The sequence below is a fragment of the Roseibium sp. genome, from assembly GCF_965216085.1.
In the GTDB taxonomy this organism is placed as follows: domain Bacteria; phylum Pseudomonadota; class Alphaproteobacteria; order Rhizobiales; family Stappiaceae; genus Roseibium.
On record NZ_OZ244138.1, the window covers coordinates 290,001 to 315,365 of the forward strand.

The 25,365-nt window shown below is 53.1% G+C and carries 21 protein-coding genes, 1 tRNA gene and 2 rRNA genes; 16 read left to right on the top strand and 8 right to left on the bottom strand.

Annotation, left to right across the window (positions count from 1 at the left end; genetic code table 11):
• The first annotated feature begins 177 nt into the window (after window positions 1-177).
• The 3 genes from ACOOFE_RS01425 to ACOOFE_RS01435 all read left to right on the top strand — a co-directional run bounded on the left by ACOOFE_RS01425 (window position 178) and on the right by ACOOFE_RS01435 (window position 3,328).
• A 23S ribosomal RNA gene (locus ACOOFE_RS01425) occupies window positions 178-2,903 on the top strand.
• A gap of 179 nt (window positions 2,904-3,082) precedes the next feature.
• Window positions 3,083-3,197: ribosomal RNA gene (rrf, locus tag ACOOFE_RS01430) — 5S ribosomal RNA — on the top strand.
• 54 nt (window positions 3,198-3,251) lie between these two features.
• Window positions 3,252-3,328, top strand: a tRNA-Met gene (locus ACOOFE_RS01435).
• 269 nt (window positions 3,329-3,597) lie between these two features.
• Here the strand turns inward: ACOOFE_RS01435 and ACOOFE_RS01440 are convergent.
• On the bottom strand, window positions 3,598-4,536 hold the full coding sequence (locus tag ACOOFE_RS01440) for a LysR substrate-binding domain-containing protein (protein WP_420413336.1): 939 nt from the start codon (window positions 4,534-4,536) through the stop codon (window positions 3,598-3,600).
• Between the two features lie 168 nt (window positions 4,537-4,704).
• A complete protein-coding gene (locus ACOOFE_RS01445; protein ID WP_420415530.1) occupies window positions 4,705-5,514 on the bottom strand; it encodes a creatininase family protein in 810 nt (269 codons plus the stop codon).
• 152 nt (window positions 5,515-5,666) lie between these two features.
• On the opposite strand from ACOOFE_RS01445, the gene ACOOFE_RS01450 reads away from it, so the two are divergent.
• The gene (locus tag ACOOFE_RS01450; RefSeq protein WP_420413337.1) at window positions 5,667-6,692 is read left to right on the top strand and encodes a putative metalloprotease CJM1_0395 family protein; all 1,026 of its coding nucleotides are present in this window, start codon (window positions 5,667-5,669) and stop codon (window positions 6,690-6,692) included.
• A gap of 26 nt (window positions 6,693-6,718) precedes the next feature.
• Here the strand turns inward: ACOOFE_RS01450 and ACOOFE_RS01455 are convergent, their stop codons facing one another.
• Complete coding sequence (locus tag ACOOFE_RS01455) at window positions 6,719-7,444, bottom strand: YEATS-associated helix-containing protein (protein ID WP_420413338.1); 726 nt, start codon at window positions 7,442-7,444, stop codon at window positions 6,719-6,721.
• Between the two features lie 257 nt (window positions 7,445-7,701).
• Between ACOOFE_RS01455 and ACOOFE_RS01460 the strand changes: the two genes are divergently transcribed.
• Window positions 7,702-8,226: a MarR family winged helix-turn-helix transcriptional regulator gene (locus tag ACOOFE_RS01460; RefSeq protein ID WP_420413339.1), complete on the top strand. Its 525-nt coding sequence runs from the start codon at window positions 7,702-7,704 to the stop codon at window positions 8,224-8,226.
• 38 nt (window positions 8,227-8,264) lie between these two features.
• Here ACOOFE_RS01460 and chrA read toward each other — a convergent pair whose 3' ends face one another.
• Window positions 8,265-9,602, bottom strand: a complete 1,338-nt coding sequence (gene chrA, locus ACOOFE_RS01465) for a chromate efflux transporter (RefSeq protein WP_420413340.1) — start codon at window positions 9,600-9,602, stop codon at window positions 8,265-8,267.
• A gap of 166 nt (window positions 9,603-9,768) precedes the next feature.
• Here chrA and ACOOFE_RS01470 point away from each other — a divergent pair, with 166 nt between their 5' ends.
• Window positions 9,769-9,999 carry a hypothetical protein gene (locus ACOOFE_RS01470; protein WP_420413341.1) on the top strand — a complete coding sequence of 77 codons (231 nt, stop codon included), beginning with the start codon at window positions 9,769-9,771 and terminating at the stop codon, window positions 9,997-9,999.
• Here ACOOFE_RS01470 and ACOOFE_RS01475 read toward each other — a convergent pair.
• The gene (locus ACOOFE_RS01475; RefSeq protein ID WP_420413342.1) at window positions 9,996-10,451 is read right to left on the bottom strand and encodes a methylated-DNA--[protein]-cysteine S-methyltransferase; all 456 of its coding nucleotides are present in this window, start codon (window positions 10,449-10,451) and stop codon (window positions 9,996-9,998) included. The two genes, ACOOFE_RS01470 and ACOOFE_RS01475, sit on opposite strands and share 4 nt — an antisense overlap.
• A gap of 117 nt (window positions 10,452-10,568) precedes the next feature.
• Here ACOOFE_RS01475 and ACOOFE_RS01480 point away from each other — a divergent pair, with 117 nt between their 5' ends.
• The 4 genes from ACOOFE_RS01480 to ACOOFE_RS01495 all read left to right on the top strand — a co-directional run bounded on the left by ACOOFE_RS01480 (window position 10,569) and on the right by ACOOFE_RS01495 (window position 13,981).
• A complete protein-coding gene (locus tag ACOOFE_RS01480) occupies window positions 10,569-11,480 on the top strand; it encodes a DMT family transporter (RefSeq protein ID WP_420413343.1) in 912 nt (303 codons plus the stop codon).
• Window positions 11,481-11,591: 111 nt separating this feature from the next.
• Window positions 11,592-12,236, top strand: coding sequence for a L,D-transpeptidase (locus tag ACOOFE_RS01485; RefSeq protein ID WP_420413344.1), 645 nt, complete (start codon window positions 11,592-11,594; stop codon window positions 12,234-12,236).
• 36 nt (window positions 12,237-12,272) lie between these two features.
• Entirely contained in the window at window positions 12,273-12,806 is a 534-nt protein-coding gene (locus ACOOFE_RS01490; protein ID WP_420413345.1) for an OmpA family protein, read from the top strand.
• Window positions 12,807-12,889: 83 nt separating this feature from the next.
• Window positions 12,890-13,981 carry a LacI family DNA-binding transcriptional regulator gene (locus ACOOFE_RS01495; RefSeq protein ID WP_420413346.1) on the top strand — a complete coding sequence of 364 codons (1,092 nt, stop codon included), beginning with the start codon at window positions 12,890-12,892 and terminating at the stop codon, window positions 13,979-13,981.
• 71 nt (window positions 13,982-14,052) lie between these two features.
• Here ACOOFE_RS01495 and ACOOFE_RS01500 read toward each other — a convergent pair whose 3' ends face one another.
• Entirely contained in the window at window positions 14,053-16,221 is a 2,169-nt protein-coding gene (locus tag ACOOFE_RS01500; RefSeq protein WP_420413347.1) for a sensor domain-containing diguanylate cyclase, read from the bottom strand.
• Window positions 16,222-16,369: 148 nt separating this feature from the next.
• Window positions 16,370-17,548 carry a pyridoxal phosphate-dependent aminotransferase gene (locus ACOOFE_RS01505; protein WP_420413348.1) on the bottom strand — a complete coding sequence of 393 codons (1,179 nt, stop codon included), beginning with the start codon at window positions 17,546-17,548 and terminating at the stop codon, window positions 16,370-16,372.
• A gap of 238 nt (window positions 17,549-17,786) precedes the next feature.
• Between ACOOFE_RS01505 and ACOOFE_RS01510 the strand changes: the two genes are divergently transcribed.
• The 5 genes from ACOOFE_RS01510 (at window position 17,787) to ACOOFE_RS01530 (ending at window position 22,028) form a co-directional block, all read left to right on the top strand.
• A complete protein-coding gene (locus tag ACOOFE_RS01510) occupies window positions 17,787-18,848 on the top strand; it encodes a CobW family GTP-binding protein (RefSeq protein WP_420413349.1) in 1,062 nt (353 codons plus the stop codon).
• A gap of 9 nt (window positions 18,849-18,857) precedes the next feature.
• Window positions 18,858-19,835, top strand: a complete 978-nt coding sequence (locus ACOOFE_RS01515) for a WD40 repeat domain-containing protein (protein WP_420413350.1) — start codon at window positions 18,858-18,860, stop codon at window positions 19,833-19,835.
• 68 nt (window positions 19,836-19,903) lie between these two features.
• The gene (locus ACOOFE_RS01520) at window positions 19,904-20,398 is read left to right on the top strand and encodes a DUF2937 family protein (protein WP_420413351.1); all 495 of its coding nucleotides are present in this window, start codon (window positions 19,904-19,906) and stop codon (window positions 20,396-20,398) included.
• A 64-nt stretch (window positions 20,399-20,462) separates the two neighbouring features.
• The gene (locus ACOOFE_RS01525) at window positions 20,463-21,371 is read left to right on the top strand and encodes a LysR family transcriptional regulator (RefSeq protein ID WP_420413352.1); all 909 of its coding nucleotides are present in this window, start codon (window positions 20,463-20,465) and stop codon (window positions 21,369-21,371) included.
• A 117-nt stretch (window positions 21,372-21,488) separates the two neighbouring features.
• A complete protein-coding gene (locus ACOOFE_RS01530) occupies window positions 21,489-22,028 on the top strand; it encodes a TetR/AcrR family transcriptional regulator (protein WP_420413353.1) in 540 nt (179 codons plus the stop codon).
• A 66-nt stretch (window positions 22,029-22,094) separates the two neighbouring features.
• On the opposite strand, the gene ACOOFE_RS01535 is transcribed toward ACOOFE_RS01530, so the two are convergent.
• Entirely contained in the window at window positions 22,095-23,168 is a 1,074-nt protein-coding gene (locus tag ACOOFE_RS01535) for a Glu/Leu/Phe/Val dehydrogenase dimerization domain-containing protein (RefSeq protein WP_420413354.1), read from the bottom strand.
• Window positions 23,169-23,451: 283 nt separating this feature from the next.
• Here ACOOFE_RS01535 and ACOOFE_RS01540 point away from each other — a divergent pair, with 283 nt between their 5' ends.
• Window positions 23,452-25,350 carry a DUF1007 family protein gene (locus ACOOFE_RS01540; protein ID WP_420413355.1) on the top strand — a complete coding sequence of 633 codons (1,899 nt, stop codon included), beginning with the start codon at window positions 23,452-23,454 and terminating at the stop codon, window positions 25,348-25,350.
• Window positions 25,351-25,365: the final 15 nt, after the last annotated feature.

Genomic DNA, 25,365 nt, shown 5'->3' on the forward strand with positions numbered 1-25,365 from the left:
GGGTTTTTACAAAGGGGCCCATGCTTGATCTGGTTTGGAGCAAACGTTGTTTGTGCCGCATGTTTTGGCATTGGTTGGGCGTTTAACGCGCTCAAGTAGTGCGGAGCACGGTAGCGCAAACAAAGATGATCTTTTTGCGCCTTTGGCGCGAAAAAGATGAACATTGATAATGAGAGTGATCAAGTGTCTTAAGGGCATTCGGTGGATGCCTTGGCGACAAGAGGCGATGAAAGACGTGATACGCTGCGATAAGCTATGGGGAGCTGCGAATAAGCTTTGATCCATGGATTTCTGAATGGGGCAACCCACTCCGTATGGAGTATCCCGCAAGGGAAGCAAACCCGGGGAACTGAAACATCTAAGTACCCGGAGGAAAGGACATCAACCGAGACTCCGCTAGTAGTGGCGAGCGAACGCGGACCAGGCCAGTGGTCATATCCTAAGAACTGGAACCGTCTGGAAAGTCGGGCCTTAGTGGGTGATAGCCCCGTACAGGTAGAAATGGATATGATCCTCGAGTAGGGCGGGACACGTGAAATCCTGTCTGAACGTGGGGGGACCACCCTCCAAGCCTAAGTACTCCTTGTCGACCGATAGCGAACAAGTACCGTGAGGGAAAGGTGAAAAGTACCCCGACGAGGGGAGTGAAACAGTTCCTGAAACCGGATGCCTACAAACAGTTGGAGGGCGCAAGCCTGACAGCGTACCTTTTGTATAATGGGTCAGCGACTTAATTTAACGAGCAAGCTTAAGCCGGTAGGTGTAGGCGTAGCGAAAGCGAGTCTGAATAGGGCGTTTTAGTTCGTTGGATTAGACCCGAAACCGAGTGATCTAGCCATGGCCAGGTTGAAGGTGCGGTAACACGCACTGGAGGACCGAACCCACGCCTGTTGAAAAAGTCGGGGATGAGCTGTGGCTAGGGGTGAAAGGCCAATCAAACTCGGAAATAGCTGGTTCTCCGCGAAATCTATTTAGGTAGAGCGTCGGATGAATACTCTCGGGGGTAGAGCACTGGATGGGCTATGGGGGCTTACCGCCTTACTGATCCTAACCAAACTCCGAATACCGAGAAGTACTATCCGGCAGACACACAGTGGGTGCTAACGTCCATTGTGGAGAGGGAAACAACCCTGACCGCCAGTTAAGGTCCCTAAGTTATGGCTAAGTGGGAAAGGATGTAGGACTCCCAAAACAACCAGGATGTTGGCTTAGAAGCAGCCATCATTTAAAGAAAGCGTAACAGCTCACTGGTCTAAATAAGGGGTCCCGCGCCGAAAATGTACCGGGGCTCAAGCCATACACCGAAACTGCGGGTGCACACTTTGTGTGCGCGGTAGCGGAGCGTTCTGTAAGTCTGCGAAGGGAGACCCGTGAGGGCTCTTGGAGATATCAGAAGTGCGAATGCTGACATGAGTAACGATAAAGGGAGTGAGAGACTCCCTCGCCGAAAGTCCAAGGGTTCCTGCTCAACGCTAATCGGAGCAGGGTTAGTCGGCCCCTAAGGCGAGGCCGAAAGGCGTAGTCGATGGGAATGAGGTTAATATTCCTCAACTTGGTGGTAGTGACGGATGCCGTGTGTTGTATCTCCTTATTGGATTGGGGGTGCAGCGAAGGTGTTCCAGGAAATAGCTCCACCGTATAAACCGTACCCGAAACCGACACAGGTGGACTGGTAGAGAATACCAAGGCGCTTGAGAGAACTATGCTGAAGGAACTCGGCAAAATGCTCCCGTAAGTTCGCGAGAAGGGAGACCTCTGATCGGGCAACCGGTTAGGGGTGGCACAGACCAGGGGGTGGCGACTGTTTATCAAAAACACAGGGCTCTGCGAAGTCGCAAGACGACGTATAGGGTCTGACGCCTGCCCGGTGCTGGAAGGTTAAGAGGAGGTGTGCAAGCACCGAATTGAAGCCCCAGTAAACGGCGGCCGTAACTATAACGGTCCTAAGGTAGCGAAATTCCTTGTCGGGTAAGTTCCGACCTGCACGAATGGCGTAACGACTTCCCCGCTGTCTCCAGCATAGACTCAGTGAAATTGAATTCCCCGTGAAGATGCGGGGTTCCTGCGGTCAGACGGAAAGACCCCGTGCACCTTTACTACAGCTTCACACTGGTATTCGTAATGACATGTGTAGGATAGGTGGTAGACGTTGAAGCATTTGCGCCAGCAGATGTGGAGTCACCCTTGAAATACCACCCTTGTCCTTATGGATATCTAACCGCGGCGCAACAACGTCCGGGACCGTGTGTGGCGGGTAGTTTGACTGGGGCGGTCGCCTCCCAAATGGTAACGGAGGCGCGCGAAGGTGGGCTCAGAGCGGTCGGAAATCGCTCGTTGAGTGCAATGGCATAAGCCTGCCTGACTGCGAGACTGACAAGTCGAGCAGAGACGAAAGTCGGCCATAGTGATCCGGTGGTCCCTCGTGGAAGGGCCATCGCTCAACGGATAAAAGGTACGCCGGGGATAACAGGCTGATGATGCCCAAGAGTCCATATCGACGGCATTGTTTGGCACCTCGATGTCGACTCATCACATCCTGGGGCTGGAGCAGGTCCCAAGGGTTTGGCTGTTCGCCAATTAAAGTGGTACGTGAGTTGGGTTCAGAACGTCGCGAGACAGTTCGGTCCCTATCTGCCGTGGGTGTAGGAGAATTGAGAGGATCTGTCCCTAGTACGAGAGGACCGGGATGGACGTACCTCTGGTGGACCTGTTGTGGCGCCAGCCGCATTGCAGGGTAGCTATGTACGGAAGGGATAACCGCTGAAAGCATCTAAGCGGGAAACCCACCTCAAAACCAGTTCTCCCTGAAGAGCCGTGGAAGACCACCACGTCGATAGGAAGCGTGTGGAAGTGCAGCAATGCATGAAGCTTAGCTTTACTAATAGCTCGTTCGGCTTGATCCTCTCATTAGTCAATGTTCATCTTGAATTGGTCCGCATAATGTCGAACCTTCGGTTCGACCTATCCGGACTATTCCAGATCATTTTAAGTGCACTACCGGCCTTCGGCCTACTTGAGTGCGTTTGAAATCATCTAAAAAAACAAAAAAGACCAGTTTTACAATTTATCTGCCCTTCGCCGGCCTGGTGGCTCTAGCGGGGAGCCCCCACCCGATCCCATCCCGAACTCGGCCGTGAAACTCCCCAGCGCTAATGGTACTGCATCTTAAGGTGTGGGAGAGTAGGTCGCTGCCAGGCCTGCAAAGCGCAGATAAATACCTCTTCAATTGAAACAAGACAAAATACCTATGACGCGGGATGGAGCAGTCCGGTAGCTCGTCAGGCTCATAACCTGAAGGTCGTAGGTTCAAATCCTACTCCCGCAACCAAATCCCCCAAAATAAACAAAACCGCGCATAAAAGCGGGGCTATTTGCCGCTTGAAACAGCCCAGATCAGGAACTCTCGTGCCGCACCAGCGCCCTCATAAGCACAACTCAAAACCAAGCGCATGTATATTCCCGCCCCCCGCAGCGTCCGCAGCGTCAATAAATCAGAGAACGGATTCCGCAAACGTAAAAAAGCCGCGTTGAAGCAGCGAACTAGCGCTGAGCAAAGGCAAAAATCAGTTGCCAAACACCAAATGAAATTAGGTCGCATCAGGGTTCAGATTTGATCATTGCCGAACGAACGTTGGAAATAGCGTTTCCTAGTTGTGCGCAAAAATCCTTCGCGACGATCGAAATAGGTCTGTGGGTTGGAGTCAAAATTGACAAACCATTTTGGATGCGTGGGCGGAAAGGACGGAACACAATCATTGGCGGCCCAAATCCCAGCCGGCTTTTTTCTTGGGTCTCATAGGCAGTGATCATGTCACATATGAGCGCGCACAATCCAGCTTCGACAAATTTCAGCCCCGGTAGCGCCGTCTGAATCTCAAATCTTTGATTGAACTCAACACCGGCTTCGCGAAAACGGGCAATGGTTTGGCGGTGGCTTCTATGCTCTGCATGCAATAGAGCCAGAGGATAGCCGTCAAGGTCGGTAGGTGTAATGACCTCCTTGGATGCTAGTGGATCGGTCGCAGACAGGGCGCACATGCATTCCAGATCGAAATCTGTCTGATCGTAGGAGTTCCGGGACCGGGGTGTTTCCGCAATGCCGATGTCAAAATGTTGGGCCGCGATGAGTTCTTCAATTTCAGAAGACGTTCGGCTCGCCAAAGATATTTTGACACTCGCCTTGTCTTTAATAAACGAAGATAGAACTGCAGGAAGAAAGTCATCCGCAATTTCCGGAATCCCGGCAATACGCAGTTGACCGTGTTCACGGTTTGCAAGGCCCCTCAACGTGCGTTTGGAGATTTCCAAGCGTTTTAGGATTGCATCAGCTTCTTCGAGAAAAAACTCAGCTTCGGGTGTTGGTACAAGGCGCCCTTGTTCCCGGACAAAGAGCTTGAGTTCCAATTCGGTTTCCAATCCGGAAATTGTGGAACTGATCGCGGGTTGCGTTCGCCCAAGTGTACGGGCCGCCTCTGAAATCGAGCCGCAGCGCATGACTTCGCGAAAGGTCGCCAACTGCCTGATTGAGAGATTCATGAGAACTCTATTGAACAATCCGGAAATTCGTCAGTACTGTGATCCTGAAAAGCGCTATCGTCAACTATTTGCGTGTATTGAGATATTTCCCAACAATTACCTTAACGTAAGACTTGTGGGGCTTTCAGGCATGTGCTTTGGGAGATAGATAGGTTTTCTAGATTTGGGTTAATCGCGCGCCTCTGGCCGCCAAAGTCTGTTGATTTGGTAGGCATTCACGTCCTGCAGCAACTCAATAAAACTCTTGGCCGCATGGTGGAGCGATTCTTGGCCCTTCTCCGCAGTCGCAGCAGCGGCGTTTCCAAGCGCGCCTTCTGGGTTAAGATCTTGGGCCTTCCAACCGAACTGCGCTTTTCCATGCCCTCTTAGATGTTTGAACTCGGCTAGAAATGTTTGTTGTTCTGAAGAAAAGTCTTTCGCCTCATCCATGCGGACAAGGTCAGGACGGAGCGCCAGCATGAGCGATGTTTCTATATCGCCGCCATGAATTCCATAAATAAATTCCTCGGCTGGGAACAGGTCATCTGGCTGGCCAAAGCGCAACCAGTTTGTGGCGACAACAAACATCTCGTGTTTGATGCGCAGTTCCCTGGCCACGATGTCAAGAACAGGGACATTGCCACCATGGGAGTTGATCAGCACCATTTTCCGGAGACCCGCTCGCGCGACACACTCGCCAATTTCAATCCAGCAACGGGTGACCGTTTCCCAGGAGAGCGTGAGTGTTCCCGGCGATGAGATATGTTCATCGGACTTTCCGATTTGCTGAATGGGTAAAAAAGTCACCGGTAGATCGTCTGGGAGCAGTTCCAAAACCTTTTGGATTTGTCCTTCGGCGAGGGTTGTGTCGGTCGAGAGCGGCAGGTGTGGGCCATGCTGCTCGATCGCGGCAACGGGTAAGACAGCAATCCAGTTTTCCTTATCCGGACACTCAAAATCCGTCGTGGTCATGTCCTGCCAGTACCGCTTGGGCAACATCTTGAAATTCCTGATCGTCTTTACCAGCCTGCTGATAGCCGTGCCATCTACAGACAGATAAGTCCAGTCAAGCCAGCTTTTCACGCATTTATGATCCCGTTTCTTAATGGGAATTAACAATCTGGCGAGGATTTTCGGGGAAAACAAAAGGTATGATCGGCGCGTTGTTGTCCAATACGCCGGCGAACCTTTTGAGAAGCAGCGGGGTAGCCGGTGAGGTTGCACCCAGGTCCGGGGAAGTTGACCCAGGCCGGGATCCTTCGGCTGCGCGCGACAGCCAGGCTAGCCCGCGTGCTGCTGCTATAAGCGTTCAGAACGCTCCGACCCTGACCTCTCAGGCAATCCTTGCTCTTCAAGATGTCGAGTCCGCAGACGTTTCTGCAAAGCGGCCATCTCAGTCCGGCCCGTTGCAAGCGGAGCCGGACGATGCAGAGATCTCGAGCGCAGATCGGGCTCAAGACGGTGATCATCCAACCTCAAAACCAATTGCTGAGGCAGATCGTGGTCAAGCACCGGCCAACTCAGCAAATGCTGAGAATTCTGATGAAAAAGAAGACCCGGATGGTGACGGCCTGAATGAAGCGGAAGAAAAACAAGTCCAGGAGCTGAAGCAGCGCGACCGGGAAGTCCGCGCCCATGAGCAGGCTCATGCCCGTGTGGGCGGAGCGTATGCAAGTGCACCTAGTTACACCTTCCAGCAAGGACCAGATGGCAAGCGTTATGCCGTGGGCGGCGAAGTTCAGATTGATACAGCTAAAGAACGCACGCCAGAGGCGACCATCCGGAAAATGCGGGTGGTCATCAGTGCGGCTCTTGCTCCGGCCGAACCGTCCGGTCAGGATTTGAGCGTTGCTCAGCAAGCCCGCTCCCAACTTTCTGAAGCGCAGGCGGAACTGCGTCAGCAGAAGCTGGAAGAGCTGAAAGGTGATGAGGGGGAAGCAGACGCCGCTGAAAATGTAGATAGTACGAAAGAAAACCCAATCGCTTCGGCAACCTCCTCAACCGCGCCGGAAGATGACAAACCGAATGGGACCTTAGACCGAACAGCACAGAGCGAAGAAGGTGCCGCCAGCAATTCGAGACGTCAACGCGCGGATAATGCAGAGCTTGACGCTTATAAATCCGCAATCGAACGGGCAACGGCCCAACAGTCATCTATCAATTCATTGTTTGCCTGATAAAACTGACATACCAAAAACAAACATCAAAGGGCTGCGCCAATTGCCAATCTTGCGGCCAGTTCCAATCCATCTTCCGTCAGAGACACCAGCCGCCGGCCGAACCCCGGCGGTTTAACGTGGGATGCAAGGCCCCTTTCGACCAGTTTTGCAACCGCTGCTGCCACCTGGTTGCCTTGAAGGCCGCAGTCCTGCGCGATGCCATCGATCGTGCGGACCGTGAAATTGGCCGCTGCTTGCAGCACAGATTTTTCGAGATCGGTCAGAGACCGCCCGATTTGCCCCAGTTTCGGCGGGAGCGGATGTTCAGCCGCCGTTTCAACGTGACCTTTCAAATGCCGGGAATAGGCGAGATTATCTTTGAGTTCCTGGATTTGGATCTGGGCGCGCTCTTCTCCGTCGGTCATTTTGTTTGTCAGTTCATGGATCACTTTGTCAGACAGAGTTGAGAGAAAGGCCTTGGCGGTAAATCCGGCCAAGATGCAGAAACCGGCGAAGATCAAATACGCTTCGCTGTCCTGGCTATTTTTGACATCATCCAGAAGTTTGGATTGCAGCAGCGACAAAAACAGCGGAACCGTTAGCGCCGCGATCATGCCCACCAAACAAAACCCAAAGGCCCCAAGGCGAACTTGGGACGCGGCCGGCTGAGCGGTGGTGAGGAAAGCAGCAAACCCGCCAAACCCGCCGGCGATGATCATCGTCAGGCTTAAAGGAAGAATGGCTTTTAAAAACTCCAGAATTTCAGTCATTACGTACTGGGCCAGTCCGCGAAATAGCCCAATGGGCTGGTCATTTATGTTCCTGGAAGACGTTAGCCAGATGTTTATGTGACAGGTAATCGGCTGAAATATCTTTAGCCGTCTTTTGCTTTTTTCATGTTTTTCAAAGCTACATAGCCGAAATAAAAGTTAAGTCCGGACTGTCATTTGACGGTTAAATAACTTGGCTAGGGTGCCCCTGAAAAAGATGGACGAATCGGACCATCGTGCGTTTTGGGGACCGTTGGATGCCTTTCAATTACAAAAAGAGTATTACGTTTCGCTTGCTTCAGGCAGCTAAAGCGCAACGCGCCCGTTCGGGTGCTCATTTGATGCGCATCGGGCTGCATCCGGGGCAGGAGCTGGTCTTGAAAGTTCTGGCCGATGCAGATGGTCGAACGATGAGCCAGTTGGCTTTGGCCCTGGGGGTTCAGCCGCCGACCGTTACAAAAATGGTCACACGGTTGTCTAGTCAGGGATATTTGCGCCGCCAGGTATCTGATACGGATGGACGGCTCGCTCGAGTCTATCTCACCGAGACCGGCAGGGAATTGGTGGCGTCGGTAGACAAGGCTTGGAAACGGCTGGAGCGGGAAGCCATGGCCGGTATTGAAGACAAGGACCGGAAAAAACTGCGCAAGCTGCTGCGGCAAGTGGAAAAAAATCTTTCGATTTCCGTTGATGATGATCCGGAACATGACGCAGACCTCGAGCCTGAAGGAGACGAGGTTTCAAGCAAATCAGGTACAGACAAGGAATTGTCGACAGTTTGATTGAGGACTGTCCGTTGGACAGCCGGATGTTACCCAACCTATCCGAATACTGTTTTCGCTAGGAAACCGAGCACAGCGGTTGCTCCCAGCACCGCAAACATGCTCTGTTTCGCCCAAAATACCAAAATCGCGGCGGCAACTGCAATGGTCAGTAAGACGCCATCGAGGCTTTTAAAGACGGGCCAGAGCACAGTGATCGGACCGGCCGTTATGGTCTCAGTTTTTGCAAAAAGTACATTTAGTGCAAACCAGACCGCCAGATTGAGGATGGTGCCGGCGACCGCGGCGGTGATCGCCGACAAGGCGTTGCTGAGCCTTTGATTGCCATAGAGCCGTTCCATCCAAGGAGCGCCGGCAAGCACAAACAAAAAACTGGGCGCGAAGGTCACCCAAGTGGTCATGGCGGCTGCCAGAAAAGCCATCGCGGCAGGAGTAAACGGCTCAGGGTTCTGCCACCCGCCTAGAAATCCGACAAATTGTGTGACAAGGATGAGTGGTCCGGGCGTCGTTTCCGCCAACCCCAATCCATCAAGCATTTGTCCGGCTGTCAGCCAACCTTTTGTCTCGACAGCGACCTGAGCCATATAACTTAATAGGGCGTAGGCGCCGCCGAAACTCACAACGGCGAGTGTTGAGAAAAATCCGGCAATATCAACAAGCACAGAGTGTGGTGTCAAAACCGATGCAGCGAACAGCGGCGGAGCGGCCCAGACCAGCCCGCCTATAGCAAGTGTTTTTGCCGTTTTTTTGAGCGATGCTTTTGTATGGTCTCCGGCGATTGGGGAAGGGGCAGAGCTCGCTCCCCTGCCGAAAAGAAGGCCTACCGCAGCTGCGCCGATGATCACCACGGGAAACGGAATGGCAAAGAAGAACAAGGCACAAAAGGAGAGGGCACATAGGATCCGGCCAAGTCGGGTTTTGAGTGCTTTGGCGCCAATGCGGAGGAGGGCTTGAACAACGATGGCAAGAACACCGGCTTTAATCCCGTAAAACACAGCTGAAATGACAGAAGTTTCCCCGTAAGCCGCATAGATGTAGCTCACAAGTGCCATGGCGAAAGCGCCCGGCAGAATGAACAAGAGGCCGGCAATCAATCCGCCTAAAGTGCGGCCGGTCAACCAGCCGCAGTAGGTCGCCAATTGCTGTGCTTCAGGGCCTGGCAGAAGCATGCAGTAATTGAGCGCATGTAGGAACCGGTCTTCTGAGAGCCACTTTTTGTTTTCGACGAACTCGTGGTGCATCACCGATATTTGCGCAGCCGGGCCGCCGAAAGACAGCAGGCCGACTTTTGTTGCGATCCGGGTCAAGTCCGTCAGCGATGGCGCAGGTTGGCCGGAAGTGCTCTTGAGTTCAGTACTTTCTTGGCTGGCTGACATTCTGGGCCTGCTTGTTTTGTCCTGTGGTGCTCTCCTAAATCGGCTATGTGACCACTGCAAGACAGGATTTCTTTCTCAAAACATTACAAAAAGCTCATTTGCAATCACACTTCGCGCACCCACCTCGTAATAAAGCGGTCTGCACCACTTGAGAGGAGCGTCCTGAATGTCTGATCGAACACTCGATAATGATCGTGGTGCCAAGCGTGCTGAGGAACTGCGGCGGCGTTTTCAAAACGTGTCGGATGCTTCATTTGGCCGGCGCGGATTTTCTTCTCCTTCTGGTCGCGGAATGAAGGGACGTTGGAACACTGCAGGTGGCCAAGGCTCGGGCAGTGTTTACAAATTCTGGCTCGCCTGTGCCCTCTTGATAATGGCGGCAGCCTTGTTTCTTTAAATCAGGAACGGATAGCCGCCTTCGAGTTTCAATAAAGCTATTTTTATATCGGTGCCGCCGGCTCCGGAGTAACCGCCAAGCCCATTTGCAGACAATATGCGGTGACATGGGATTATGACCGGAATTGGATTTGCACCACACGCCTGGCCGATAGGCTGTCCATAAGTGTCAAGCTCCTTGGCGAGATCACCATACGTCCGGGTCTCGCCGTAGGGAATTGCCAGCATAGCCTTGAAAACAGCCTGATGAAGCTCACCGCCTTTCGGTTTCAACGGCAAGTCAAATTCTTTCAAGTTTCCATCCATATAAGCGGCCAGTTGCGAACAAGCTTCGCGCAGCAAAGGTGTTTCTCCTTGGCTTGGTGTACCATTCCAGTGTAGGTCGGTAATGGCCTCATTTTCTTCCGTGATAGTGAGGCACCCCAGCCATGTTTCAAGTCCAGCAACTGGCATCAAAACTCCTTGTGATTCCGGCTCTGCCAGATGGATGTGTCCAAAGGTTAGCAGCTAATTCTGCGTCATTGGTCAAGCCAAACACCATCCGCAGCTTTCTTGAAAGGTCAACCATCAATGTCGGCTGAAACAGGTGGTCAGCAAGCAAATGGGAAAGACGGGCCTGCGTCTGCCGCGCCCATTGCCGGGATTGGATTGATTATTCTGGCCTGCCTTTGTTTTTCTGTGCTGGATGCCACAGCCAAATACCTCTCCACCAGCCTGCCTACATTGCAGATCGTCTGGGTGCGTTTTGTCAGCCATGTCGTGTTGTCGCTGGTTCTTTTCCAGGTCTGGAAATCTCCTCAATTGCTGAAAACGGACCGGTGGGGTCTGCAAATCATTCGGGCTTTCTGTCTGCTGGGCACGACAATTTTCAATTTCCTCGCTGTCCGCTATCTGCAATTGGCGGAAACCATGTCGATCATGTTTGCCGCGCCATTTGTCATTACAGCTCTTGCTGGGCCTGTACTTGGAGAGTGGGCCGGTATTCGGCGCTGGGTAGCGATCATTGTTGGCTTTCTGGGTGTTCTGGTGGTGACGCGGCCCGGTCTTGGCGGATTGCATTGGGCCGTAATCTATTCGCTGGCCGCTATGTCGTTTTTTGCCACCTACGCCCTGTTAACTCGAAAGCTTGCGGCAACAGATAGTTCTGCTGGAATGCTGATTATTTCAGGGCTTGTGGCCTCGGTCGCCATGGCTCCGGTCGGTCTGTCTGTTTGGCAGGCACCTGACGGGGTCTGGGAATGGGGACTGCTGATTGCCACAGGCGCATTCGGCGGAGGCGGGCATTTTCTGTTTATCCTCGCGCACCGTCTTGCCCCGGCACCAGTTCTTGCGCCGATGACCTATGTCCAGATCGTCTGGATGGTGGCGCTTGGCTATCTTATATTCGGCGATGTTCCGACGCTAACAACAATCTTGGGGGCTTCGATTGTTGTCGGTTCAGGCCTCTACATTCTCTACCGGGAGCAGGTGAAAGCTGGTTAGCAGAATTTCCTAACGGTTGACCGGTTGACCATGCAAGGATCTTGACGGCTTAATACCCTCCAGTTTGGAATGCTGGTCACTTCGAGGGCCGGATTGCCTTGGAGGGTTGGGATGGAAATGAACCGCCGAACGCTGTTGAAAGGTGCAGTTGCTGTAACGGGAACACTGGCGATGCCAGCCATTGCACGCGCCAATGCAGCTGCGAACGCCTATTTTACTGGATACCAGGATGACAACGGTTTCCGGTATCGCCGAACTAACTATAAAAAGATTGATAAGGTCTGGCACCGGCAGATGGTCCAGTACTATAGCCCCGAACCTCCGGGTACAGTTGTGGTCGATACCACCAATCACTTCTTATACTGGGTTTGGGAAAACAATACGGCGCTCCGATACGGCGTCGGCGTCGGCAAAGAAGGGTTCAAGTGGTACGGGCGGGCCCGGATCGACCGTAAAGCCTTGTGGCCGCGCTGGGTGCCGCCACCTGAAATGCTGAAACGCCAGCCGGATCTGCCACGCCGCGTGGAAGGTGGGGCGGCAAACAATCCCCTCGGACCGCGTGCTCTGTATCTTTATCGTGATGGAGTTGATCTTGGGTATAGGCTGCACAGCACGCTGGAGCCCTGGAGCATAGGTCATGATGTTTCAAGCGGATGCATCCGGATGTTTCCTGAGGATGTGATCGACCTGTATCAGCGCTGTCCAAAGGGAACTGGTGTACTTGTCCTGGAGCACCTCGGAGCAAATGCCGGTTGAGGCCGGAAGCAGGATACTTAGGAATTGGGGGCTTTTTTGACTACAAGATTTCGCCGCGTGAACAGCGGCATACTGCTGGCTGCCGTTTGCAGTTTCGGCCTTGCGGGCTGCAACACCGCGTCTAACCTGGCAACACCGAATGTGACCAATGCACCGGCTGCCGGGTTTGCGTCTATTGAACCAGGGTCCGAAGAAGAATTTATCATCAATATAGGCCGCCGGATCTATTTCGACAAAGGATCAGCGACCATCTCCAGTGAAGCCAAGATGACGATTGACAATCAAGCGGTCTGGCTGAAGCAGAACAAGAAGTGGCTGGTAAAGGTTCAGGGGCATGCGGATGACCCCGGCAGTGAAGCGGCACAGAAAACCCTGTCTGCAAAACGGGCAGCTGCGGTTCAGTCCGCTCTGGTTCAACGCGGCGTTGATCCAAAACGCATGTGGACGAAGGGATACGGTGTAGAGCGCCCTGTCACCGATTGTGACGAAGTGACCTGTCAGTCCCAGAATCGCAGAGTAGTGGTAAATCTGAGGGAAGAATTCGACGCTTCAGCACCGCAAAGAAACTGATAAACAAAAATCGTCAATTATAGTCCACGTTGCAGGCTGCTTCAGATAAGGCTGCCTGATAATTTGGCGTTTGAGTATACGGAATGTCTGACGGCACAGATAACAAGTCCTCTCCCGTTGCAGGAATGCAAAAGCCCGGAAAACGCCTCACATTGGGGCATATTGCCGATCAGCTGGGAATATCCACCGCGACCGTCTCATTGGCGCTGCGGGACAGTCCTCTTGTCGCGGAGGAAACGCGGGCAAAGGTTAAACGGACGGCTGAAGAAATTGGCTACATCTACAACCGGTCGGCTGCATCGCTCCGCACGTCGCGCAGTCAGATTGTCGGTGTTGCGGTTCACGACATTCTAAATCCCTTTTTTGCGGAGGTGTTTTCTGCTCTTGAAGACGTTCTCGAGGAGCAGGGGCAGATGATTTTTATCTGTAACCACCGCGATGATGTAAAACGGCAAAAAGCATTTGTGAACACGTTGCTCCAGCATCGGGCTGATGGGCTGATCTTATGTCCGTCGGTCGGAACATCGGCAGAAGATATCAACCGGTTGATTGACCAGGGAATACCGGTCACGCTGGTTGCCCGCGAACTGCCGGGCGTCTGGGCGCCATGTGTGCGTGGGGATGATCAGGCCGGAACCAACAGAATTACAAAACATTTGATTGAACAAGGGCACCGCAAAATAGCCATGGTGGGCGGACGCCGCGAAAGCTCGACCGGCCGCTACCGCCACTTGGGCTGGCGTCAGGCGTTGGTTGATGCAGGTCTGGATCCGGACAAGCAAGTCGACATGCCAGAGCTGATGACCCAGGCAGATGGGCGCGCGGCAGTTCCGGCGATGCTTGAGGCGGAAGAACGGCCCTCTGCTGTTGTATGTTTTAATGACCTGGTCGCTTTCGGGATGATGACCACCATGCGCCGGGCCGGCGTAGAGCCGGGACCGGATATCGCCATCACCGGCTATGATGACATAGATGGTGCAGATGCGCGCACGCCGGCGTTGACAACCGTACATGCACATCCTGACAAGATCGGGCGGTTGGCCGCGCTGACTCTGTTGCGCCAGATCGCCGGCGACCGGGTTCCGAATACACCCATTGTCATCGAACCGGAGCTGCGAGTGCGCGAAAGCTCCCCCCCGCCGGGTGTCCGGTTTGCACCTCGACTTGCCGATTGAGAAGACTGAAACTAAAAGCGGCTGCCAAACCTGGCAGCCGCTTTTGGTTTGTTTGGATCAACTCGATAGGATCAGTCGGCGAAGATAACGTCTAGACCTGAACTGTATTCGACGCACTTGTTCCGGCCGGTTGATTTGGCGTTATAGAGCGCCATGTCGGCCCTTTGCATCAGGGTTGAAAACTCAACGTCCTCGCGGACCACCACAGCCAGTCCCATGCTGCAGGTGATGGTTTGTTCGATGTCGTCGAACTGGCATTCATCAACGATTTTTTGGCGTAAGCGTTCCGACACCAGCATCGCATCTTCCATCGATGTGTTGTGCAAAATCATGCAGAATTCTTCGCCGCCGACCCGGCCGAACACATCGACAGCACGAAGCGCGCCGCCAATAATTTCGGTGAACTTTTTCAACACGTCATCACCAACGGCGTGACCATTGCGGTCGTTGATCAGTTTGAAATTGTCAATATCTATCATGACCGCGGTGAATGGCCGTTTAGACCGGCGGAATCGCTGCACTTCCGTGTTGGCTGCTTCCAGGAACGCTCTGCGGTTCAAGATGGCGGTAAGATCGTCAACACTGGCGATACGCTCCAGATTGACCTTGGCCTGCATCAGGGCATTGTGCGCACGGTCACGGGCAATTTCATGACCAACCCAGTCAGCGAATTGCCGGATAATTTGGATGTCAGCCGAGGAAAAAGGCCTTTTCCTTGTGTCTGGGGCTGTGAAGTTGATCGTGCCGTAAACTTCACCGTCCACCAGCAGCGGTGCGCCGATATAGGTTTCTAACCCAAAGACTTTGAAGCACGGGTGTTTTGCGAATTCTGACCGTGATGCCTGTGCTGTGGCCAAGGGGCGATCAGCCTGCAGCGTCAAGGTACAATAGGTGTCTTCAAGCGGAAAGGTCATGCCCGGTTCCAGTTCACTCTCCGGACAATGAGCATGGGTAACGGAGTAATGATCATCAATTACATGGCTGATGATGCCGAATGGCAAGTCCATATGCTCGCAACCAAGTCTGAGAATCTCGGCAATTTTGTCTTCATAGCAGAGCTCATTGGTTGAAGTGATGGCATAGAGTTCGGCAAGGGTGCGTTCTGTCTTTTTCTTGTCGGTATTGTCGACAATCATGACAACGAGGCCACAAACGTTTCCGGCTTCATCAAAACGCGGATTGGATTCGAATTGGCATTCGCGGGTTATACCATCGGGGAAATGGAAACAGATTTCTTCTGAGGCTCTCTGACCTGAATAGGATTTCTGGAAACAAGACCGGACCTGTTCGCGTTCTTTCCAAGGAAGGCGGTCACGCAGCCGTGTCCCGACCAACTCCTCCAGAGTACCATCAAACCATTCACAGCCTTTTTTGTTTATGAAGACACATCTGCCATCGAGGTCAACTTCGGTGATTGAGCAAGAGATGATGTCGGCAATGAGTGAAAGATCCCGGTACGCCGATTCCGCCTGCGCTTTGGCCGTCTTCAATTCAGTGATATCTGCGCGTATGCCCGCAGTGCCACCATTGCGTGTTTTGGTTTCTGAAATTCGTAGCCAGCGTCCGTCGCTCAGGGATTGCTCTATTACGCTTCCGTCTGCCGATTTGTGGTGATCCAGACGGTCGGCCAACCATTCTTCATTGCTGAGAGAACCTGTATCATATTGGTCTCGCTCCAAACCATAACGCAAGATCGCTTCAAAATCGTTGCCCGGATACATTGCGGGGGCCGAAGGTGCATATATTTCCTTATAATTCTCATTGCAGATAATGAGATTGTCATCAGCGTCATAGATGGCAAAGCCTTCTGAGATCGCTTCCAATGCATCTTCCAGGGTTTCCGCAATGTTTTTTGCCCTGGTTTCCAGCGCAATGCGTTCGGATTGGTCTCGGGCAAAGAACAAAATCCCGGTCAACTGGTGGTCCGCATCAAACAGCGGTGCGCTGACCACTTCGACGGGGATCAAATCACCCTCTCCAGTTCTTATATCGAAAGAATATGCCTTGCGATGCCGTTGATCGTTGGGAGAATTGTAGAGTTCTCCTAGCTCTTCAAATTTTGTCTTATCGGCAAAAAAGTTTTCAGTCGTTGTACCGATAAGATCATCCCGGCTGACTTTTAACAAATCCGCTAGTGCCTTGTTGACAAAGAGGATCTTACGATTCCGGTCCGTAACCACAACGCACTCGTTGAGCTCGCCAAAGGATTGTTCAAGATTCAGGGCGATATTCTCTGCCATTTCAAATCCCACCATCGTGCTTCGCATAGAGCATGTGGGACATTGAAAGATCTAAAGGTTTAATAAAAGGGTACGCAGGGTAATTTTGGATATTCTAAGGTAAATGTAATCCTAATCATTTAGATGACATAAGTAATTATATGGATGTTTATTTTCCTGTGTTGGTTCCAAGAAATGTCCTTACTCTGTCTAGTGCGGAGTTTATGTTTGCCGTTGAATTCGCGTAGCTTAGCCGGATGTATCCTTCTCCAAGGACGCCAAAGTCCGGCCCGCCAATGACAGCAACTCCAGCGTCTTCAAGCAGTGCAGAGGCAAGTTTCTTGGCTTTCCATCCAGTGTTTTTGATGTTTGGGTAGGCATAAAAGGCACCAAGCGGTGTTTTGCAGGAGATACCGTCGATTGCGTTCAATCCATCGACGACCACTTTTCTGCGTCGGTCAAATTCCTCAACCATCTCAAAAACAGCATCTTGTGGGCCGGTCAGGGCGGCAAGAGCGGCGTATTGTGCTGGTGCGTTGACACAGGACCAGGCATTCACCGCCAGTTTTCGCGCTTTGTCGATCAGTTGGTCCGGCCAAAGTGAAAAACCAAGGCGCCAACCGGTCATGGCATAGGTCTTGGACCAGCCATCCAGCAAGATCAGCCGGTCACGGATTGATGGGAAAGTTAGCAGGGATACATGTTCCATCCCGTCATAAGTCATTTGGGAATAGATTTCGTCCGACAGGATTGCTGCTTCCGGATAGGCTTCCAGGCCGTTGACCAGTTTTTCGATCTCGGAGCGCGGTGTAACTCCCCCGGTCGGATTTGCTGGTGAATTGAGGATCAAAAGGCGGGTTTTGTCCGTCATCAGCGACAAGGTTTCTTCGGCTGAAAAAGCGAAGTTGTTCTCCTCTCGGATTGGAACTGGGACCGGCCGGGCGCCTGTAAACTCGATCATGGAGCGATAAATTGGGAAGCCAGGATCCGGATACAGGATATCAACGCCCGGTTCTCCAAACATCAAAATCGCCATGAACATTGTGACCTTGCCGCCAGGCACGATCACCACCTCATCTGGGTTGGTTTCAACGCCATGGCGTTTCAGGAGATCAGCCGAAACCGCTTCGCGCAAAGGGGCAATGCCGGTTGCTGGCGTGTAGCCGTGATGACCATCGCGGAGCGCTTTTACCGCAGCTTCGACTATGTGATCCGGTGTTTTAAAATCCGGTTGGCCAATGCCAAGATTGATGATGTCGCGGCCTTGAGACGCCAATTGAGTCGCACGGGCAAGAACCGCAAAAGCATTTTCTTCGCCAATCCGGTCAAAGCCTGAAATTGTTTTCATGACGTGCCCTTCCGCTATTCGGTGCCCAAGCCTATCGGAGTGATACCACGTCTATCGGGTTGGAACAGGCCGGAGGAAGCGAATGCGGTTCGCTTCATTCGTTTCACAATGCGGTGTGGGCTGACGAAGGAAAAACCGTTCTCCGCTCTCCCATTTCGGACGGGATGTGATTATATGAGCGTAACGCCCGTGGTTCTTTGGAGCCCGCTCAATTTCAAGATTTCCAGGAAGATACGCAATGTCTGCGACCCAGGAGACGCCGGCTCAGATCCCGGTGACCGTTTTGACAGGATATTTGGGAGCCGGCAAAACGACTTTGCTCAACCGGATCCTGACCGAAAATCATGGCCAGCGCTATGCAGTGATCGTCAATGAATTCGGCGAAGTCGGCATCGACAACGACCTATTGGTCGAGTCGGATGAAGAAATATTCGAGATGAACAACGGGTGCATCTGCTGCACCGTGCGTGGTGATCTGATCCGCACTGTTCAAAACTTGATGAAACGTAAGGGCGCCTTTGACGCGATCATCGTGGAGACTACGGGTGTTGCCGATCCGGCGCCGGTCGCTCAAACGTTTTTCATGGATGATGACGTTCGCGCCGCCGCCAAGCTGGATGCTGTGGTTGCGGTGGTGGATGCCCGCCACGTTTTGCAGCGTCTGGAAGACACACAGGAAGCCGAAGATCAGGTCGCTTTCGCCGACGTCATCCTGATCAACAAAACCGACCTTGTTTCAGCTGAAGAATTAACGGCGGTCGAAACGCGTATCCGCTCGATCAATCCTTATGCGATCCTTCATCACAGCGAGCGCTGCGGCATTGAGATTGCCAAGGTGCTCGATCGGGGTGCTTTCGATCTGGATCGGATCTTGTCGCTTGATCCGCATTTTCTGGAACATGGGCACCACGCTCATGAATGCAGCGATGATTGCGATCATGATCACCATCATCATGGAGACGGCCATGGACATGATCATCACCATCACGACCATGAGGACAAACACTCTGTCAAAAGCATCTCGTTGACTGCTGGAGACCTGGATCCGGAAATGTTCTTTCCCTGGATCAACCAGGTGACACAGGTTCAGGGCCCGAACATTTTGCGTATGAAGGGAATTCTTGCGTTCAAAGGAGACCCGCAGCGCTATGTCATCCAGGGCGTGCACATGATTGTCGAAGGTGATCATCAGCGTGATTGGAAAGATGACGAGCCCAGGGAGAGCCGGCTTGTCTTTATCGGACGCGACCTCAATTGGGACGTCCTGAAAGCCAACTTCCAATCCTGTGCCGCTGAATAGGAGCTGACTTTGCCAACCGTTGCTCCGATAGACGTGGACGGCTTTGTCGTCCGCGCCGGCTTCTTGGGTGAAACACCATATTTTGTAAGTGGAGAGGGCGAAGTTCTCTTCCTTGAGAACGGCGGGCAACGGCTAAGCCCTCATAAAAGTGGGGTGCTTGCAGTTGAGCAGTCCCTTGATGGCAAGGTTTTGGTGACCTCGGGAGATGATGGCGCGATATATATGTCGTCGCCGGATGGGTCGTCAGACCTTGCTGCGGAGCGCCCGCGCAAATGGATTGACCTCATCGCCTGCGGACCGAATGGTGCGGTTGCCTTTGCAAGTGGGCGGACAGCCTGGATGCGTCTTGCAGACGGGCGGGAAAAGGAATTCGCTCATGATCGGGCCGTTGGCGGGCTTGCGTTTGCCCCCAAGGGCTTGCGCCTTGCTGTCTCCCGTTATGATGGTGCGACCCTCTGGTGGGCCGGAACCGATGGCGATCCGGTCGACTTGACCTGGAAAGGCGCACATCTCGGCATCAGTTTTTCTCCGGACGGCAAATACCTGGTCACGGCGATGCAGGAAAATGCCCTTCACGGCTGGCGCTTGTCCGACACGCAGGACATGCGCATGACTGGATATCCGGCGAAAGTGAAATCCTTCAGCTGGTCAGTCAAAGGCCGGTATCTTGCAACATCCGGTGCCAATGCTGCGATTCTTTGGCCATTCTTTGGAAAATCCGGGCCTATGGGTCAAGCGCCGTTGCAGTTGGGCGCCAGAGGGGATGCCATGGTGACTGCAGTTGCCTGTCATCCGAAAGAAGACGTCGTTGCGCTCGGGTATCAGGACGGCATGATCATGATGAGCCGTTTTGAAGACAATGCCGAAGTTTTATTGCGCCGGCCTGGTGGGCATCCGGTGTCAAGTTTGGGCTGGGATGCTGCGGGCTTGCGCTTGGCTTTCGGGACGGAAATGAGCGAAGCCGGCCTGATTTCTTTGCAGGACTAAGTTCGCTTCGTTGAGGTAAGAAAGATAAGGACTGGCGGACGGTCGCGCCATAATGGGGAGTGATAGCGATGCTGCGGATCTTCATGGTGGTGACGATGCTGACCAGCGGGACGCTTACGTCCCAATTGCCTGAATTCGCGCAGCAGTACCGGCAGCGCCTTGGTGGCGCCATTGATGCACTCGAGCAGGTGCTTGCCGATTTTAAGGACGACGCTGAGACGTTTGGTCTGACAGTGTCAGAAGCGATTGCCCGCCAGAAAACGTCTAGCGACCCCTTCGTTCAGGCAAGAGGTGTCAGTATGGAGACAGCTGGTCTACGCCTGATCAATCTAAAATCTCAAAAGTCTGACTTTGAAGCAGCAGGGTCTTTTGATCGGATACTGATCCTGCTTAAAAGCCCAGACCGTGATCTGATGCAAGCAACTGCTGAAGACTATGTGCCGGCAATTCCGGTCACTCCCGCTGGATTGGTCAGCGCAGGCATTGGCGCTGCCGGCGGATTTCTAATCGTATGGTTTTTGTCGAGTATTTTTCGTATGACGCGCCGTAGGGCGGTGAGCTGAGTACTGGTTGATTATTAAAAGGCAGGTGTTGGTGGCACCTTAAATAAGTTGGAGACTTTGTTGGATGGATGCCTTAACGCGGATGCGTTGTTTTATTCAGGTGGTTGATTCAAAGGGATTTTCAGCTGCGGCCCGGGACATGGGGCGCTCAAAGGCGTTGGTATCCAAGTATGTCAGCGAGCTTGAGGATGAACTCGGCGTCCGCCTATTGAACCGCACCACGCGCCAAGTGTCGCTAACCGAGGTCGGTGAATCCTATTACAAGGAAGCTTCGGAGATCTTGCTGCGGATCGATGACCTGCAGGCATCGGTGCAATCATCTCATCACGAAATTCGCGGCCGGTTGCGCGTGTCGGCACCCAGATCTATGGGCGACAAGTTGTTAAATTCGGCCATGATGGAGTTTCTGGCCAAACATCCGGATGTGGTTCTGGACTTGCGCCTTGAAGACCGGTTCGTCGATCTGGTCGAAGAAGGGTTTGATGTTGCAGTCCGGGTGACGCAATTGGAAGATTCCAGTCTTATTGCCCGCAAAATAGCCCCGTTCCAGACCGTGGTTTGTGCCAGTCCTGAAGCTCTGGAGAAATTTGGGGTGCCGAACACGCCCGCAGATCTGGCAAATCGTCCGTGCATCATCGATACCAATTACCGGTACAAACAAAACTGGGTGTTCGATGTTCATGGCGAAAGGCAAGTTGTTACGGTGAACGGCCCTTTGGAGGTCAATAGTGCGGCAGCCGTCTGCGAGGCGGCCGTTTTGGGGCTCGGGTTCATCCGAACACCGCTGTTTTTTGTTTCGGACTATATTGAGGATGGCCGCTTACAGGTCGTTCTTCAGGATTACGAAGAACCGTTGAAAGGTATTTATGCGGTGTACCCGCACCGGCGCCATTTGACTGTGAAGGTCCGCGCCTTCGTGGATTTTCTGGTCGGCTGGTATGCCGCAAGAAGAAAGCTGCAAGTTGAAGCGTAGTCTTTTTAAGGGTTTGATGAGCAATAACAAAAAATTCATGTTGAACCCTGTGAAAAGTATCAGTTATCTCTGCAAGTTTTTCTTGATTGCAGAAGAGTTCACGCTCACATTCGAATTATGAGTGACGCCAAGGAAAACATCGCTGCCGGATTAGAGCAGGTCTTCTGGAGCCGGGGTTTTGCGGAACCTAGTGTTCCCGATTTGCGTGCCGGCGTCGGTGTCAGCATGCGCACCCTCTACCGGTATTTTCCATCGCGTGAGGCGATGATTTTGGGGGCGCTGGAATTCCGGCACCAGCGCTACATGCGCTATGTCCATGAGGGCGTTGATGAGCCTGGCGTCAGAGCGGCTGAGCAGCTGTTTGACAAATTGGGCGGTTGGATGCGGATGACGGAAGGAAAGGAATGTTTCTTCCGGCAAGCACTTGCGGCCAATCCAGACAGCGGTGAGATCGCTGAGACTGTGAAACGGCACAAATCGGAACTTCTCACGTTTTTTGGTGAACTCAGCGGTAAGATGGAGTTTGCGTCCACTCTCTACCTGCTCCACGAGGGTGTGACTGCGTCTTATGCAGAATTGGGTGAGACTGCTGTTGAAGACGCGAAAACCTTGGTGCGCGAAATGTTTAGGCGTGCCAATGAGAGCCGGCTTTCTTAAGGAAATCTTGTAAAGAAAAAGGCGGGAGTTTCCCGCCTTTTGAGATTTTATAAACCGGCTATCTGATCACGCTTTTCTGGCGGCTGCCAAACGTTCTTCTGCCATTTTATCTGCGATTTGCTCTGGCGTGGCATTTTCGCGCTCTGCCCGGACAAAAATCTGAGACAAGGTTTTGCCAATCGCAATGGTCTTTTCTCGGACCACGGTATCCTTGCCGCCTGGTTCAACCTGTGTGATGGAAATGACGCCGCCTGCGTTGATGGCGTAGTCCGGCGCATAAAGGATGCCTCGCTTCTTGAGGGCAATGCCATCTGCCGGGGTTTGCAACTGATTGTTTGCCGCGCCCGCAACAATTTTCGCTTGGATGTGCGGAATGGTGCGCGAATTGAGGCCGGCACCCAAGGCGCAAGGCGTAAAGACATCCGCTTCAATCATATGCGCTTCCGCTGGGTCCACTGCTGTCGCGCCAAACGCTTCTATAGCTTTGAGCACGGCAGGTGCGTGAATGTCGGACACAATCAGCTTCGCGCCTGCTTCATGCAGCTGGCGGGCAACATCATATCCGACATGACCAAGCCCTTGAACCGAAATGGTCCGACCCGTCAGATCAGCACTGCCGAATACATGCGCGACAGATGCCTTGATGCCCTCAAAGACGCCGAGCGCTGTATACGGGGAGGGATCGCCCAGACCGGTCGCTTTGGTTCCGCGAACATGATCAGTGAAACGGGCCACAGCCTCCATATCATCGGGCGAAACACCAACATCTTCGGCGGTGATGTAAGTACCGGAAAGGCGGTCGACATGGCGACCGAAAGCCTCCATCAGGTCTACCGATTTGTCCTTGCGTGGATCTGCAATGATAACCGCTTTGCCGCCGCCAAGCGGCAGACCGGCAAGAGAGTTCTTGTAGGTCATTCCGCGGGACAGCCGGAGCGCGTCATTCAGTGCATCATAGGGCGAATCATACGGCCATACCCGGCATCCACCCAATGCGGGTCCAAGTGTCGTATCGTGGACTGCGATGATGGCTTTCAGGCCCGTCTGATGGTCTTGAGCGAAAACGATATTTTCATGGCCGTCCATCTCCGGATGGTCAAAGACCGCGGAATGATGGATTGAGGTGTGCATAGCGTTCATGATCGGCTCAACTCTATAACAGTTGTTGTTGGATATATTTTAGACAGAAAAGCCGGAATGTGATGTCTATCTTACTCAAATGACGATAAAAGCAGGTTGGAATATTCTCAAAAAACACGTTTGTGCGTGAAAATAATTTTTCAGAAGTTTTGCGTCTGCGAACGTCTCGGGCCATTTTATCGCCGCCTTCTCCGGTGACAAAAATAATTGCCGGATTAGATGGAAATCGGACGAATGGCAGTATGATGTGCGCCAGCAAAGCGGTAGCGCAAATGGGGATTGGATGACCTTTTTTAGAGTTTTGTGCGCGGTGTTCTGGTTTGCCGCCCTGGGCGTCGTAGCCGTACAGGCGCACCCGCATGTCTTTGTTGAGGCGCGGTCGTCGTTGGTCTTCAATGATCAGGGCGAGGCCGTCGCCGTCCGGCATATCTTCAGATTTGATGATGCTTTTTCAGCCTTTGCCATCCAGGGGTTCGACAAGAATCAGGACGGGGTCTATTCGCGTGAGGAGCTTGCGGAACTGGCCGACGTCAATATCGAGAGTATGGCTGACTTCGGCTATTTCACTTTCGGGGACAACACGCGTGTCGAACTCGATTTTGGAACGCCGACGGAATACTGGCTTGAGGTCGCAACAGTTGCCTTAAAAGACTATTGGGTGATGAAACCGCAGGACTTTGAGGCAATCCAAGAAGACATTGAGATGAATGGCGGCACAGCGCCACAGGATGTTGATCTCCTGGAATTGCATTTCGTGCTGCCACTCAAAGACCCAAGTGATGCGACGGCACCGATTACCCTCGATGTCTATGATCCGACCTATTATGTCGACTTCCGCTTTGGCCGTGAAGACAGCGCGCTGGCAACAGTAAACGCCCCAGCGGCCTGTCAGATCACCCGCAAGGAGCCGCCGCCGCTGGACGACGCAACCGCTTATGCACTCGCTCAAATTGGCCCAGATCAGCGTGATTTACCGCCGGAGCTGCAGTCAGCTGCCGCATCCCAGATCAATCAGATGATCGTCACTTGCGCATCTGCTGCTGCAGCTTCTGCAGAAGACGGTGTGCTTTCAGCAGCTGATACCTCAACTGGCACGCAGAGCACGTCAACGGAAACAGTCCCAGAGACCTCTGTTGCCGCCGTAGAGTCGCTCGTTTCCCAAGGTGTTGGCAGCGCTGCGACCTCACGAAGCGAGGAAGTCCTCCAGAACACGCAGCAAACGATCGTTATTGAGCCGAGCCTTATGGATCGTGTCTTCGGGTCAATTGCCCAGACGCAGAAGGATTTTTATCAAAAACTTGTCGCCAGCTTGCGGTCGTTCCGCAACAATCCGAATGCGTTCTGGCTTCTGGTCGGACTGTCCTTTGCTTATGGCGTGTTCCATGCGGCCGGTCCTGGGCATGGCAAGGCCATCATCACGTCTTATGTGGTTGCCAACAACGAGACCTTGAAAAAAGGTATCGTCCTTTCATTTGCCTCAGCGTTTGCGCAGGCGGTGACCGCGATTGTGCTGGTTGGCGGTCTTGCTGTTGTGTTCAATCTCACCAGCATTGCCATTCAAGACACAGCGCGCTGGTTTGAAATCGGCTCTTACATCTTGATTACCGCGCTGGGCGCTTGGCTTTTGTGGCAGAAGGCCGCAAAGCCGCTTCTTGCCACCATTGCCAGTCGCAGTGGTAATGGCGCATTGGCGTTCGCAGGCGCTCATGGAGCCGGTCACCATCATCATGGACACGCGCATGACCATGACCACGGTCATCACCATCATCATGATCACGATCATACCATCGGGCCGGACGGCGTTTGCTCAACATGCGGTCACGCGCATGCGCCAACCCCGGATATGCTTCAAGGGGAAATAACAGCCGCCAAGGCGGCTTCGATTATCCTGGCGGTTGGATTGCGGCCATGTACAGGCGCCTTGGTTGTTCTGGTCTTTGCCTTGTCTCAAGGCATGATTGCTGCCGGAGTTGCATCGACTTTGGCCATGGCCGTTGGGACCGGGATCACGGTGTCCTTGCTGGCTGGCCTTGCTGTCTCTGCCAAGGAATTGGCAATCCGCCTGTTTGGGGAGGGCAGCCCGACAGCAGTCAAAATACACCGCACAATCGAGATTACCGGAGCAGCGGTCGTCTTTCTGCTCGGCGCAACCCTATTGATTGCTGCGGTCGGCTGGGGCTAATCAAGAAACATACAG